Below are 13,884 nucleotides of genomic sequence, written 5' to 3'. Positions count from 1 at the left end.
GGAGCCGGCTCCCCACCGAGTTCTGCGACTCGGTTACGGGCGGCACCGGCCCCGGGTCGGGGTTGCGGACAGCACCGGCCCGGCCAGGGTTTTACCGGCAACCTGGGCCGGGCCGGAGACCTCGTCGGAGACCGGGCAGGGTAGGCGCATACCGAGCTGCAACAGCTGCTCGACAGAGCGAACCCCGGTCCGGGTACGGCCGGCACGGTGTCGTGGCGGTGACCCAGGTCTACGACGCGGAACGGGCCTGCCGGGCCGCCGACACCGGAGTAGATGTTCTCGTCGTCGCCCAGGGCGCCGAAGGCGGCGCAAACAGGGCGCCGCCGGCGGGTAGCCTGCCGCTGCCCGATACGGCGGAGTAGCTCCGGTTCAGTACTGTTGGCGCCGGTCGATCGCGCCCGCCCCGATCGACCCCAGCAGCGTGATGATGCACAGGCCGGCGATCAGGTTGATCACGGCGGTGGCGATCTTCGCGTCGAGCCCGGCCACCAGGGTGAACGGCAACAGGACAGCCAGTGCCGTGACCAGGCCGGTGATCCAGTAGAAGAACTGCAGCGGATTCGGCATCAGCGCCAGCAGCAGGTTCAGCAGGCCCGTGGCCGCGATCGCGGCAGCCGCGCCGGCTATCGCGTACGAGGTGGTGGAGACCGTACCGTAGGCACCCGCCCCCTCCGGGGCCAGCACCGCGATATTCAGGATGCCGCGTACCAGCATGATGGCGACCACGATGACCAGTGCCACCACCACGGCGGTACCGAGCCCGCCCGCCCACAACCGGCCCAGATTGATTTTCGGCTCCGCCGGCTCCGCATAACCCGGCGGCTCGGAGTACCCCGGCTGCTGCGGGTAGCCCGGCTGTTGTTGGTGACCCTGTCGGTAAGGGTCCTGCCGTCCATAGTTGTACGACGGATCCGTCATAGGCAGAAACTACCCCGCCCGGGCCCGCGCTCCCACCCGAATCGGGCAGGCATGTCGCCGGAAATCACGGCGGTGCGATCGTGCACCGTCACCGATCCGTCCGCCACCACCGTTGACGAAGCGGGTGCGATCCACGACCTCCGCGCAAGAAGATCTCAGTAGCCGCGCTCGGTGTCGATCACCGCAAGCAACTCCTCCCCGGCCGCGAAGCGTTCGACATTGGCCCGCACATGCTCCGCCAGTGCCCCGGTGAGCCCGGTCGCGGGATTGGCGATATGTGGTGTGATCAGCGCGTTGGGCAGCGTCCACAGCGGGTGGCCGGCGGGTAGCGGTTCGGGGTCGGTGACATCGAGCGCGGCACCGCCGATCGTATTGTCGCCCAATGCGCGCACCAGCGCCTCGGTATCGATCAGGGCACCACGGGCCACGTTCACTATCCACGACGTCGGCTTCATCCGGGCCAGCGTGTCCGCATCCACGAGGTGTGCGGTATCCGCGGTCGCGGGGGCGGCGATCACGAAATGGTCGGCACGTGACCATATTTCGGCTGTGCGGGTCGCGTCCACGGTTTCCGCCGCACCGGGCACCGGAAGACCGGACCGGGTCACCGCCAGGACCTGCGCGCCGAACGCGGTGAGCAACGGGATCATCGCGCGGCCGATACCGCCACAGCCGACGATCGCCACCGTCGCGCCGCGCAGGGTGCCGACCCGGGCATCGAACTCCGCCTTGCGCCAGGATGCCGCCCGCGCCTGTTCGGCGAGCCCGCGCACGCCGGCGAGCAACAGCAGGGTCGCATGCTCGGCGACACTGCCTGCGTAAGCGCCGGCCGCGGAGGTCCAGATCCGCCGGTGGTCGACGAGTCCGGCCGCCAGCCACGATTCGACGCCGGCAGAGGGCAGTTGCACCCAGCGGACCGAATCCGGGAGCTCGGCGGGAAACATATCCGGGCCCTGCGCCCAGACCACCGCGTCCGCGTCCGCGAGCGGGACCAGGACACCGCCGCCGCGCTCGATCCCGTCGGTCAGGGTGTTCTCGTGATCGGGACCCAGATGTATTCGGGGCGCTCTGATGTTCGGCACATCTCGACTATGCCCGATACACAGGATGACGACGATGCCGCGCACGATTCGCCTGATACGTTCGGACAGCTGTCCAGCGAACATAACGGGAGATCGAGCATGCAGGTCGCGGGAAACGTCTTCGTAGTCACCGGAGCCGGAAACGGTATCGGGCGATGCGTCGCACTGGAGTTGATCGGCCGCGGCGCGACCGTGGCCGGCGCGGACCTCGACGAGCAAGCCCTGGCCCGCACCGCAGCACTGGCCTCCGACCCCGGCCGCTTCACCGCCTATCGCCTCGATATCGCCGACCGCGATGCCGTGGCCGCGTTCCCGGAAACCGTGATCGCGGCACACGGACAAGTGGACGGCCTGTTCAATATCGCGGGTATCCCGCAGAACTTGCAGACCCTCGCCGATATCAGCGACGACCGGATCGAAACGTTGATGCGGGTGAACTTCTTCGGTGCGGTCTGGATGTCGCGCGCCTTCCTCCCGCATCTCGAGGCACGTCCGGCGGGCGTCATCATGAACACCTCGAGCCTGTCGGCGATCGCGCCGTTCCCGGGGTCCGCGGTGTACGGCGCCTCGAAGGCCGCACTCGCGCTGTTCAGCTACGGGATGGCGCAGGATCTGCGCGGCAGTTCGAAGGTCACCGTGACCACGGTGCTGCCCGGGACGGTGTGGACCGATCTCGTACGTCAAGTCTCCCAGCAGATGGGTGCGCCGGAGAAGCTGGCCGAGGGGTTCGCGGCGAAGCCCGAGAAAGTCGCGCGCCGGATGGTCGATGCGACGATGAAGGGGAAGGGCCGGGTCGTCATCGGCAAGGACGCGCACGTCTTCGATATCGTCCGGCGGTTCAGCACCCGCGCGGCCGACCGCCTCTCCTACTTGCAGGTGGGCCGCGGGGTGTACAAGAAGCGGCCCGAGTCCACCCCGCAGTCCCAGTCACCACCGCCTGGGCACCGCGGGCGCTCCAGGGCATGACGCCCCACCTGCGGCGTAGCGGTGCCCCCAGTGGGACTCGAACCCACACTGTGCGGATTTTAAGTCCGCTGCCTCTGCCAATTGGGCTATGGGGGCGTGCGGACCACACACTACCGACTCGTACACCCGTACCGGAATACCCGGCGCAAGTGAGTCACATGGTGGGATCTGTCTGAATCGCTTGACAGGCCTCGACCAATACGTCCGCCGCCAGCAACCCCGACTCCTCCGCTGCCTCGCGAACCTCGTCGGACAGATCGTAATCTGTTGTCACCGCTAGTAAGGCCAGTTGCAGCGCCTCACCCAGCCGGCCCAGCCGGCGGGCGATCAGCGCCTCGTCCATCTCCGGACCCAGGTGCTCCCAGCCCACCGGCTGTACCCCGTCGATACGGTAGCGGCGCAGCGTGTCCTCGCCGAGCACCTTCATGAAATCGACCGCCGAGGCCATACAGCGGTTGTTCGCCACCCGGTACTCGGTGCGGTCGGCGATCTTGTCGATGAGTACCGCGACGATCGTGGCGGCCGTGAACATACCGTCACAGACCCGGGCCGGAGCCGCTTCCGGCGGTCCGGGCGGGGCCGTGGCCAGGCCGGTGGTGACCGCATCGATCCACTCCACCACCAGCTCGGTACCCGAGGCATCGGTTCGCTGTGGCTCGTAGACATTCGGTTCGTCCCGGCGCCGGAACCACCGCCACGGTAGATGCATCGCGATCACCCCTGTTCGGAAGCGGACTTGCCGAGCAGCGAATGCCGCCGGCCGTATGCGAAGTACATCACCAAACCGAGCAGCATCCAGGCTATGAAACGCAGCCAGGTTTCCACGGAAAGATTCACCATCAGCCACAGGCAGGCCAGCACCGCCAGTATCGGCACCCATGGCACGAACGGAACCCGGAAACCGCGCGGCAGGTCGGGACGGGTGCGGCGCAGGACCACCACGCCGATGGCGACCAACAGGAACGCGAAGAGGGTGCCGATATTGACCATTTCCTCGAGCGTGCCGAAGTCCACGAAACCGGCCAGGATCGCGCAGACGATGCCGACGGTCACCGTGATCCGCACCGGAGTACCGCGTGAACCGGTTTTGGCGAACCAGCGCGGGGTGAGCCCGTCCCGGGACATGGCGAACAGCACCCGGGTCTGGCCGAGCAGCAACACCATGACGACAGTCGTCAGACCGGCCAGCGCGCCGATAGCGATGATCCGGTGCGCCCAGGTGACTCCGTGCACTTCGAAGGCAGTGGCCAGGGTGGCATTGTCGCCGGACAGCTCGGTGTAGGGCACCATCCCGGTCAGCACCACCGTCACGGCCACGTACAGGATGGTCACGATGATCAGCGACCCGATGATCCCGCGCGGCAGGTCGCGCTGCGGGTTCTTCGTCTCCTCGGCGGCGGTCGCGACCACGTCGAAACCGATGAACGCGAAGAATACGAGGCTCGCCGCGGCAAGCAGGCCGTACCAGCCGAAGCTGCTGTTCCCGCCGCCGGTCACCCAGGAGAACAGCGACTGGGTCAGCCCGGAGGCTTCCTCGGCGGGCACCGATTCCGGGATGAAAGGCGTCAGGTTGGCGGAGTCGAAGAAGGTCAGGCCGACGATGATCACCAGCAGGATGACCCCGATCTTGATGGCCACGGCCACCGCCGAAACGCGCGAGGACAGTTTGGTGCCGATCGCGAGCAGCGTGGTCAAGACCGCGATCAGCAGAACCGCGCCCCAGTCGAAGGTCACCCCGCCGATATCGACGACCGCGGCGCCCTGATCGAATACCTGACCGAGATACTGCGACCACCCCTTGGAAACCACGGCGGCGGCGAGCGCGAACTCCAGCAGCAGATCCCAGCCGATGATCCAGGCGGCGAGTTCGCCGAAGGTCGCGTAGGAGAACGTGTACGCGCTACCGGCCACCGGCACGGTGGAGGCGAACTCGGCGTAACACAGCGCCGTGAGCCCACAGGCGATGGCGGCGAAAACGAACGCCAGCGATACCGACGGCCCGGCGACATTGCCCGCGGTACGGGCGGTGAGGGTGAAGATTCCGGCGCCGATGACGACGGCGACACCGAAGATCGCAAGGTCCCATGCGCTGAGTTCCTTGCGGAGTTTCGCGCCCGGTTCGTCGGTGTCGCGGATCGACTGTTCCACCGATTTGGTGCGGAACAGCGAACTGCGGCTTTTCGGGGTCGTCACGGCGGCCTCCTCGTCTTACTGGCGCGAGTATCGGGAACGCTAGTGCACTCCCGACATGTATCGGGTTATCCACGACGACAACGCCGCAATCACGACACCGGCCGCGATGGCCACCAGCCCGGTGATCCCGAAGTAGGCGAATTCGGCATCTGCGGAGTAGAACCGGGCCAGCACGCCCGAAAGCGTGGTGCCCAGCGCCACCGACAGAAAGTAGAGCGCCATCATCTGGGCGCGGAAATGTTCGGGCGCCAGCTGCGTGGTGACCGCCAGGCCGATCGGCGAGATCAGCAGCTCCGAAACCGCGAACACCGCCATGATGAACAGCACCGCCAGCGCCGGCACCGACTTACCGGTGGTTCCCGCCATCGGTACGAAAAGCAGGAACGCCGCCCCCATCCTCATCACACCGAAAGCGAATTTGCGCGGCGTAGTCGGTGCCCGGTCCCCCAGTTTCGTCCACAACAGCGCGAACAGCGGCGACAGCGCGATGATCCACACCGGTTCCACCGAACCGATCCAGTTCGACGGCGCTGTCCAGCCGAAGATATTCCAGTTCATCCGTTCGTCGGAGTACACCGCGAGCACGGTGAAGATCTGCTGGAACAGCGCCCAGAACACGACATTGGCCAGGAACAGTGGCACGAACGCCCACACCCGGCTCCGCTCGACCGCGGTGACCCGGCGGTGGGTGAGCAGTACGGCGAAGTAGACCAGGGCGGCCACCACGATGAGCGCCGTGGTGACATCCGGCAGGTTGTCGATGGTGACCAGGCCGGTCACCAGCACTCCCACGATCACAAGGATCGCGACGAGCAACACCCCCGCCAGCGGGCCGAGCGCACGGCGCGGCAGCGGATCCGGTACGTCACGGCCGGCGGTGCCGAGATTGCGCCGGAACACCACGTACTGGATCAGCCCGAGCGCCATCCCGACCGCGGCCGCCCCGAAGCCGGCATGGAACCCCCACTCCTCCTGCAGGAGTCCGGTGAGCAACGGCCCGACGAAGGCGCCCAGATTGATTCCCAGATAGAACAGCGTGAATCCACCGTCGACCCGCGCGTCCCCTTTCGGGTACAGGGTGCCCAGCAGCGCTGACGCGTTCGATTTCAGCGCTCCACTACCCAGGGCGACGAGCACCAGGCCGATGCCGACCCCGGCCAATCCGGGGATCAACGCCAGGGCGATATGCCCGGCCATCACCACGACCCCGCCGTAGAAGACGGTGCGTTCCATCCCGATCAGCCGGTCGGACACCCATCCGCCGAGCACCGTACACAGATAGACGAGACCGCCGTAGGCACCGACCAGCCCGACCGCGGCATCCTGGTCGAGCCCGAGCCCGCCGTCGGTGGTCTCGTAGTACAGGTAATAGCCCAGGATCGTGAGCATGCCGTAGAAGGAGAACCGCTCCCACAGCTCCACACCGAACAGATTGACCAGGCCGATCGGGTGCCCGAAGAAAGTCCGGGCGGGGACCGCCGTGGAGGGTGCTTCCGACATTCTCCGACTGTGCCACGAACCACACCAGCCGCGCGGCATACCGCACCGAACCGATATCGCACTTTGACGCGTGCGCCCGGGCTCAGGCGATCGACTGCGCGATACCGTCCAGAATGTCGTGTTCGCTGACGACCAGTGCCCGGATACCGGCCCGCTCGGCCAGTTCGGCCGCCAGCACCTCGGTGATCACGGCACCGCCGCCGATAACATCCACCCGCCCCGGATGCATGGGACCGAGCGCGGCCCGCTGGTCGTGATCCATCCCGATCAGCCGATCGCAGACCGTGTTCAGTTCCGGCAGTTCGATCCGCGCGAGATGCGTTTTCGCGGAATCGTATTCGGGCAGGTCCAGCGCGACCGCGGCAAGTGTGGTCATGGTGCCGGCCACCCCGACCCAGGTGTGTGTGCCGTCCACCGGCACATGCGTGAAGGCCTCGGTGAGCCGCTCGGTCGCGAATTCGCGGGCCGCGGCCACCTGGTCGGCCGTCGGCGGATTTCCGTGCAGGCACCGTTCGGTGACCCGCACACAGCCGATATCGGCCGAGAACGCCGCCCGCACACCGGTACTGTCCCCCACCACCAGCTCGGTGGAACCGCCACCCAGATCGACCACCACAAAAGGCCCGTCATCCGGTCGCAACTCGCCCACCGCACCCGCGAACGACAGCCGTGCCTCCTCGTCGCCGGTGATCACCTCGGCCTCGGCGCCCGGCACCACGCGACCCAGTTCCGCACGGGTCATCGCGAAGAAATCGTCCCGGTTCGCCGCATCGCGGGTCGCGGAGGTGGCGACCATCCGCACCCGCCGCACCTCGTGCTCGGCCATCAGCGTCGCATAGTCGGCGAGCGCCACCCGGGTGCGTTCGATCGCCGCCGGGTCGAGCCGGCCGGTCGCGTCCACGCCCTTGCCGAGCCGCACGATCCGCATCTCGCGATGCACATCGGTCAGTGTGCCGTCGGCGCCGATATCGGCGATCAGCAGGCGGATCGAATTGGTGCCGCAATCCACGGCGGCCACCCTGTCGGTCACAGCGACTCCTTCGAAGCTGGTACATACGGTCCGCGGCGGTCGGGGTGTCGGATCATGATTCGTCTTCGGGCGGCACGTACTGCGGCCAGTCCGCCGGGACAGCGGTCCCGCGCAAACCGTTCTCGGCGGCCAGCGCCACCGCTTCGTCACCGAGCGGATTCACCCCGGGGCCCTTCGCCAGCGCGTGCGCGATCAGCACGTGCAGGCATTTCACCCGGTCCGGCATACCTCCACCACTGAAATCGGTGCCCAGCGGCTCGATTTCGTCGCGCTCGGCCAGATAACTTTCGTGCGCGGCCCGGTAGCCGGCGGCCAATTCCGGGTCCCGCGCCAAACGTTCGGTCATCCCCTTCATCACGCCCGCGGATTCCAACCGGCTGGCTTCGGCGGTGAGCCGCGGATCGGTCAGGTAGTACAGCGTCGGGAAGGGCGTACCGTCGGGCAGTTTCGGCGCGGTCTTCACCACCGCGGGCAAACCGTCGGGAGTCCGATAGGCGATGGCGAGCACCCCGCGCGGGGCGCGGCCCAATTGTTCGGCGACGATCTGCAGATCTCGGTCGTCGGGTGTGCTCACCTGTTTCCTTCCGGCTGCGGCGCGGGTGGGGCCGATTCGTCGACGGGCGGTTGTTCGGAAATACTGCGCCACAGGTCGGTGTACCACGGGTCGGGAACATCGCGCGGCGCCTGCGGATCGGGAATGGCGGGCACCTCGATACCCGGGACCTGCACGATATAAGGCGTCTCCCCCGGCATCACCAGCCGCAACCGGTCCCGCGCCTCGGACCGGATATAGGCCGGATCCTCCTGCTGCGCCCGGCGGTCCTTCAGGACGGCGATATCGGCCTCGAGCATCCGGCGTTCGGCCGCCAGCTGGGCGGCTTCCGACCGCTGCGTGAAATAGGTACGCATGGGCACCGCCAGCGTCATGGCCAGCGCACACACCACCATTGCCAGAATGATCGCCTTACCGGCGGAAAGCCCGAGGATGGTCCGTTCCGACCAGTCCCGGGCCCCCGCGGCGCGGCTACGGGACCGGCGGGTGGTGCGCCGCACCCGTTCGGCACCGCCGTGCACTTCGGCGGCAGGCCGCCGGGACGGCGCACGCGACGTGCGCCGGTTACCCCGCCCGGCCGGGCTGGTCCCGCGCGCACGCCGCTCCGCCATCTTCTTTTGCTCAGTCCTCGAACGTGAACCGCGGGAAGGCGACATCGCCGGCGTAACGGGCCGAATCGCCGAGCGCGTCCTCGATCCGCAGCAGCTGGTTGTACTTCGCCACCCGCTCGCTGCGCGCCGGCGCGCCCGTCTTGATCTGCCCGCTGCCGACGGCGACGGCCAGATCCGCGATGGTGGTGTCCTCGGTTTCACCCGACCGGTGCGACATCATCGTCTTGTACCCGTTGCGGTGCGCGAGATCGACGGCGTCCAGGGTCTCGGTGAGCGTGCCGATCTGGTTCACCTTCACCAGCAGCGCGTTCGCGGCGCCCTTGGCGATACCGTCCTCGAGCCGTTCCGGGTTGGTGACGAACAGGTCGTCGCCGACCAGCTGCACCTTGTCGCCGATCTCGTCGGTGAGCGCGACCCAGCCGTCCCAGTCGTCCTCCGACAGCGGATCCTCGATGGACACCAGCGGGTACGCGGCGCGCAGCTCGGTATAGAACTTGGCCATCTCGGCGGCACTGCGCGCGGAACCCTCGAACTGGTAGGCACCGTTTTTGTAGAACTCGGTCGCCGCGACATCCAGCGCCAGCGCCACATCCCGGCCCAGTTTCAGCCCGGTCTTACCGACCGCGACACTGATCAGGTCCAGTGCTTCCCGGGTGCCGGCGACGTCCGGGGCGAACCCACCCTCGTCGCCCAGCCCGGTGGCAAGCCCCTTCTCCTTCAGCACCGCTTTCAGCGCGTGGTACACCTCCGCGCCCCAGCGCAGCGATTCCTTGAACGTCGGCGCCCCGATCGGTGCGACCATGAACTCCTGCACATCCACGCCGGTGTCCGCGTGCGCGCCACCGTTGAGGATGTTCATCATCGGCACCGGCAGCACATGCGCGTTCGGCCCGCCGAGATAGCGGAACAGCTCCAGCCCCGACGACTCCGCCGCCGCCCGCGCCACCGCCAGCGACACACCCAGCAGTGCGTTCGCACCCAGCCGGGACTTGTCCGGGGTGCCGTCCAGATCCAGCAGCGCCTGATCGACGGTCCGCTGCTCGACAGCGTCCAGCCCGATCACCGCCGGCGCGATCTCGTCCAGAACACCCTCGACCGCCTTCTGCACCCCCTTACCGAGGTAGCGCTCTCCGCCGTCCCGCAGTTCCACGGCCTCGTGCTCACCGGTGGACGCACCCGACGGCACCGCGGCCCGGGTCAGGGTGCCGTCGTCGAGGGCGATCTCGACTTCGACGGTGGGGTTACCGCGCGAATCCAGGATCTCGCGAGCTCCGACCTGTTCGATGATGGCCACGAAAACAACACTCCTTCGGCTGTCGGCACGGTGTGATCAGGAAAGAGCCGTGCAGTCGCGAGCCTAATGGGCCCGCTCGCACTCAGTCCATCCGCCGCCCCGCACCGCACCGAGCTCGGCAAACACTGCGGCGCCCCGGGCACACCAGCGCAACGCCGATTTCGGCAGCAATAGCACCGTCGTACTGCCCGGGCGCGGGCAGACCTCCGTCGCCCCTCGCCGGTGACGGTGCGATGAGCAGGTCTCAAACCCGGCGACCCACGCTGTAGGCGGCGGCGCGGTCACGGACGAGCTCCATATAGCTCTCCGACTGGTTGTAGGTGAACAGCGCCCGGCTCCACCCCTCCGCGGACAGCAGATCCCCGCCGCTGACACACAGATACCGGGCAGCGGTCAACGCCGCATCGTCGATACTGTGCGGATCGGCCACCCCGTCCCCATTGGCATCCACTCCCCACTTCCGCCAGGTCTCCGGAATGAACTGCATCGGCCCGACCGCCCGATCGAAAACCGGATCCCCATCGAACTGCCCGCCATCGGTATCCCGGATCTCCGCCACCCCCGGCGACCCGTCCAGCGCAATCCCGATGATCCCCGGCTGCACCAGCCCGTCCACCCCCACTTCGGCACCACGATGCCGGCCGTGATCACTCTCCACACTCCCGATCCCCGCCAACGTCGTCCAAGCGACCCCACACTCGGGCCGCGATCTCCCCATCACCACCGCCGCATACCCATACGCCTCCAACGCCGCCACCGGCATCTCCAGCCGATCCGCATGCTCCGACGCCCACCCGTTCAACAACGCCGCGGTCCGGCCGGGGGCATCGATATCGATCACCGGAACCGGCGCCCCGGGGCCGGGTGGGGTCCCCTCGGGAATGGGCACGAGTTCCTCACCCACCCCACACCCGGTGAGAAACAACGCGACGATCGAAGCGGCGATAACGCCGTACCTGCGGGAACGCACACCATCCATCATCCAGATCGCCGCGCCGCCGGGCGGGTAGCGCGCTGATTGTGTCCGGCGTCCCACCCGGCCGGTCGTGCTATCGGCCATCTCCGGTCGCCGAAGGTCCACTACCGGCCTGGGCGCCGACCGGAGGGCAGCTCCCGCGGAACATCTTGCCTGTCAACCGACTACATCAATGCTGGTCAGCCTCCATACGCCGGGACTTACCACGCTTCCGTTGCAGAACGTGCAGTACGATTCCGCGGGATCGCAATTCGTAAGGGGGGCGCCATGCACCGACCGGGACCTTCTGTGCTGTCCAGAGTCTTCGCCGCAATGGCGGCAGGAGCCTTACTGGCTGGCACCACAGCCTGCGGATCGGTTGTATCCGGCGAACCCACCCGGCTGAAACCCGACCTTTCCGGCCTCAACGTAGGCAACTACCCGACGGAACCGATCCACTACGGAACCGCGAAAGACAAAAAGGCCGCGAGGTACCGCGAAGGTCAGCGCCTGGGGGATTTCGTCGCGCTGCCGTTCGAAGCCGACCCCACCTTCGTCAAAGGCCTCGGTGGGATGGGCGGACCAGTTGTGCTCGACCGCCGAGATATGCAGTCTCTCGTCATCAATGACACATTCGACGAGATCGCACCGGATCTGATCGCGGGATGGGTCCACACCTGGGGAACCGACGGCGAAGCCGCCACCTCACAACAGATGAGCATTGCCGTCCTCATGTTCCCCAATGCGGCGACCGCAGAAACCGTTGCGGGACGTCTCGAGCATGACGACTTTACTTTCAATACCGACAACCGGCCCGTTCAGCTGCCGAAGTATCCACACTCGAAGGCGCACTGGCGTCCAGGCGTGACCTCGTTGGGCAGTTGGACAAGCCACGACCGTTATGTGGTCTTTGTCAAGTACAACGATCTTTCCGAAAAGGCCGACCTTCCAAGCATGGTTCAGCACACCGAAGCCATGCTCGATGTGCAGATGCCGTTACTCGACCAGTTCGAACCGACGCCGGCAGATCAGCTCGAAGGTATCCAGCTCGACCCGGACGGGGTGCTGGCTCTGGCCTTACCGAAAAGTGAGCAAGTGGTGACGATGATCGGCCCGTCCAGTACATTCCGCGGCCGAGGAGCACTCCATGCGCTCGGCGGCTTGACCAGTCTGGAGTTCTTGCACAAGGGGCAGGTCTCCGCAATTGCACTCGCGGAAACCGTGGTAATGGAGAGCAGATCCGCAACCGGCGCGGAAGAACTATTCCACTTCCTCGGGCCGAACGGGACTGAAATGTCCGAAGTGGAGACACTGGCCACGCCCCCGGGGATCGATAACGGAAATACCGAATGCTTCCGCCGGAAGGATGTGCAGTACGCCGAGTCGTCGAGCTTCTGCATTCTGCAAACGGGTAGGTATTTCGCACAGGTAGAGGGTTCGCAAATCCAGGACCTACATCAGAAGACTGCCGCCCAATACGCATTACTCGCAAACGTCTAGGGGGAGTCGTAATGAACTGGGAAACCAGGAGGCGCCTAAAGGTTCTGAAGTTAGCGTTGGCTGCCGTGGCAGTTGTAATAGTGGCTACGGCATGCGGCGCAACCGTACCTGGCACCGCTGTACCCGGAACTACGCCGGTTGACCTGACCAAACTCGACTACGGATTAGCCCCGAACGAACCGAGCGAGTTCGAATTCGATCCAATGCTCCCCAATGAGATCTACGCAATCGAGGGCCGCCGGATGCTCGAATACCTGGCATCGCCGTACGAAGCAGATCCCCAGCTTCGCTATCTGCACGAGACCTCGTTGATGACCGACAGTTCCATGGCTTTCCCGGATTCCTTCGCACCGATTGCCGAGAGAAATTACATGGTGGCCAGCGCGGCAACCGCGCGCGAAAATGGCAGCGTCCGCGACAAGAGGACCGCGACCATCGTCTTGATGCGGCTCGGTAATGATAGCTACGCGCGAACCGCGGCACGAGAATTCGATGCCGAATTGGACGTGACATCCCCTGGACGGCAGAGCATCCAGCTCGCTGAATATCCGGACGTCCAGGCAGCGGTGACGGCAGGCCACGATCGTGCCCAGGCAATTGCCACAAGAGGCCCCTACGTTGTCGCCGTATCCATTTCTGCCCCAGCGAACCAATCCAGTGAGATGGGTGACAGAATCAGACGACTGCTGGACGTACAGTTCGATGCGATGAGGGACCTGGTACCGACTCCCGCCGACGATATGCTCGATCTTCCCACGAACCCTGATGGGATAATGAACATCGTTCTTCCGAACAAGTACGGCGGCGATGGGCTCAATTCTGTACTGAACGGCACGTACTCACGCAATTCTCACCGCCATCTCGAGTACGATGCTGGTGCCTTGCCTGATTACTCAGCCTTCGGAGTGGACCTGGTTGCTCGAAACGGAGCGATCGTATACCGGACCGGAAGTGTCGCGCAAGCATTTGAGTTACAGACCGCATTGTCGCGGCCAGGCAAATACGACGCAGAAATACCTGGCCCCCCCGGGATCGCAGACGCCCGCTGTGTGCACCGCGATTACACGTTCGGATTTTTCGAAAGCTTCTACTGCGTAACCGTCTTTGACCGGTACGTCGCACTGGTGGACTATTACGGGGCCGGCAATCTGCCCGCCCCCGAGCTCTACCAGGCCACTGCTGCCCAATACGCCATCCTCGCGAACAGTCGCTAGGAGCTGGCCGTGGCCTCGACAATCACCGAGCAAAGTAGCCGGCAGGGCTCATCCGCCCGGCGGAAAAA

14 protein-coding genes and 1 tRNA gene are annotated in these 13,884 nt (G+C 66.0%); 4 read left to right on the top strand and 11 right to left on the bottom strand.

Annotated elements, in window-relative coordinates; translation table 11 throughout:
- Positions 1–212: 212 nt before the first annotated feature.
- Positions 213–362 (top strand): hypothetical protein, encoded by a 150-nt coding sequence (locus ON22_RS37370; protein ID WP_174375550.1) that lies wholly within the window; start codon positions 213–215, stop codon positions 360–362.
- Between the two features lie 7 nt (positions 363–369).
- On the opposite strand, the gene ON22_RS04385 is transcribed toward ON22_RS37370, so the two are convergent.
- Positions 370–918 (bottom strand): DUF6069 family protein, encoded by a 549-nt coding sequence (locus ON22_RS04385; RefSeq protein WP_033244317.1) that lies wholly within the window; start codon positions 916–918, stop codon positions 370–372.
- 155 nt (positions 919–1,073) lie between these two features.
- On the bottom strand, positions 1,074–2,000 hold the full coding sequence (locus ON22_RS04380; RefSeq protein ID WP_033244642.1) for a D-isomer specific 2-hydroxyacid dehydrogenase family protein: 927 nt from the start codon (positions 1,998–2,000) through the stop codon (positions 1,074–1,076).
- A 9-nt stretch (positions 2,001–2,009) separates the two neighbouring features.
- On the opposite strand from ON22_RS04380, the gene ON22_RS04375 reads away from it, so the two are divergent.
- Positions 2,010–2,966, top strand: coding sequence for an SDR family NAD(P)-dependent oxidoreductase (locus ON22_RS04375; protein ID WP_306306581.1), 957 nt, complete (start codon positions 2,010–2,012; stop codon positions 2,964–2,966).
- A gap of 22 nt (positions 2,967–2,988) precedes the next feature.
- On the opposite strand, the gene ON22_RS04370 is transcribed toward ON22_RS04375, so the two are convergent.
- The 9 genes from ON22_RS04370 to ON22_RS04330 form a co-directional block, all read right to left on the bottom strand.
- Positions 2,989–3,062 (bottom strand) — tRNA-Leu (locus ON22_RS04370).
- 58 nt (positions 3,063–3,120) lie between these two features.
- On the bottom strand, positions 3,121–3,675 hold the full coding sequence (locus ON22_RS04365; protein ID WP_156052302.1) for a hypothetical protein: 555 nt from the start codon (positions 3,673–3,675) through the stop codon (positions 3,121–3,123).
- Between the two features lie 5 nt (positions 3,676–3,680).
- Positions 3,681–5,159: an amino acid permease gene (locus ON22_RS04360; RefSeq protein WP_033244315.1), complete on the bottom strand. Its 1,479-nt coding sequence runs from the start codon at positions 5,157–5,159 to the stop codon at positions 3,681–3,683.
- A gap of 39 nt (positions 5,160–5,198) precedes the next feature.
- Positions 5,199–6,659, bottom strand: coding sequence for a peptide MFS transporter (locus tag ON22_RS04355; protein ID WP_033244314.1), 1,461 nt, complete (start codon positions 6,657–6,659; stop codon positions 5,199–5,201).
- 82 nt (positions 6,660–6,741) lie between these two features.
- Entirely contained in the window at positions 6,742–7,689 is a 948-nt protein-coding gene (locus ON22_RS04350) for a Ppx/GppA phosphatase family protein (protein ID WP_033244313.1), read from the bottom strand.
- A gap of 52 nt (positions 7,690–7,741) precedes the next feature.
- Positions 7,742–8,263, bottom strand: a complete 522-nt coding sequence (locus ON22_RS04345; RefSeq protein ID WP_033244312.1) for a DUF501 domain-containing protein — start codon at positions 8,261–8,263, stop codon at positions 7,742–7,744.
- Positions 8,260–8,853, bottom strand: a complete 594-nt coding sequence (locus tag ON22_RS04340; protein WP_033244311.1) for an FtsB family cell division protein — start codon at positions 8,851–8,853, stop codon at positions 8,260–8,262. Before ON22_RS04340 ends, ON22_RS04345 begins: the two co-directional genes overlap by 4 nt.
- Positions 8,854–8,863: 10 nt before the next feature.
- The gene (gene eno / locus ON22_RS04335) at positions 8,864–10,147 is read right to left on the bottom strand and encodes a phosphopyruvate hydratase (protein ID WP_033244310.1); all 1,284 of its coding nucleotides are present in this window, start codon (positions 10,145–10,147) and stop codon (positions 8,864–8,866) included.
- A gap of 244 nt (positions 10,148–10,391) precedes the next feature.
- Positions 10,392–11,126 (bottom strand): lytic transglycosylase domain-containing protein, encoded by a 735-nt coding sequence (locus tag ON22_RS04330; protein WP_033244640.1) that lies wholly within the window; start codon positions 11,124–11,126, stop codon positions 10,392–10,394.
- A gap of 285 nt (positions 11,127–11,411) precedes the next feature.
- On the opposite strand from ON22_RS04330, the gene ON22_RS04325 reads away from it, so the two are divergent.
- Both ON22_RS04325 and ON22_RS04320 read left to right on the top strand, forming a co-directional pair.
- Positions 11,412–12,602, top strand: coding sequence for a DUF7373 family lipoprotein (locus ON22_RS04325; RefSeq protein ID WP_156052301.1), 1,191 nt, complete (start codon positions 11,412–11,414; stop codon positions 12,600–12,602).
- Positions 12,603–12,613: 11 nt separating this feature from the next.
- Entirely contained in the window at positions 12,614–13,816 is a 1,203-nt protein-coding gene (locus ON22_RS04320; RefSeq protein ID WP_156052300.1) for a DUF7373 family lipoprotein, read from the top strand.
- Positions 13,817–13,884: the final 68 nt, after the last annotated feature.

It is taken from the genome of Nocardia carnea NBRC 14403 (assembly GCF_000308515.1).
Lineage (GTDB): Bacteria > Actinomycetota > Actinomycetes > Mycobacteriales > Mycobacteriaceae > Nocardia > Nocardia carnea.
This window is presented reverse-complemented; position numbering and strand designations above follow the sequence as displayed.

What these genes read in the sequence shown, in the direction of transcription:
- ON22_RS04385 (WP_033244317.1), bottom strand. Translation starts at nt 918, where the DNA reads ATGACGGATCCGTCGTACAACTATGGACGGCAGGACCCTTACCGACAG.
- ON22_RS04375 (WP_306306581.1), top strand. Translation starts at nt 2,010, where the DNA reads ATGCCCGATACACAGGATGACGACGATGCCGCGCACGATTCGCCTGAT.
- ON22_RS04365 (WP_156052302.1), bottom strand. Translation starts at nt 3,675, where the DNA reads ATGCATCTACCGTGGCGGTGGTTCCGGCGCCGGGACGAACCGAATGTC.
- ON22_RS04355 (WP_033244314.1), bottom strand. Translation starts at nt 6,659, where the DNA reads ATGTCGGAAGCACCCTCCACGGCGGTCCCCGCCCGGACTTTCTTCGGG.
- ON22_RS04340 (WP_033244311.1), bottom strand. Translation starts at nt 8,853, where the DNA reads ATGGCGGAGCGGCGTGCGCGCGGGACCAGCCCGGCCGGGCGGGGTAAC.
- ON22_RS04330 (WP_033244640.1), bottom strand. Translation starts at nt 11,126, where the DNA reads ATGGATGGTGTGCGTTCCCGCAGGTACGGCGTTATCGCCGCTTCGATC.
- ON22_RS04320 (WP_156052300.1), top strand. Translation starts at nt 12,614, where the DNA reads ATGAACTGGGAAACCAGGAGGCGCCTAAAGGTTCTGAAGTTAGCGTTG.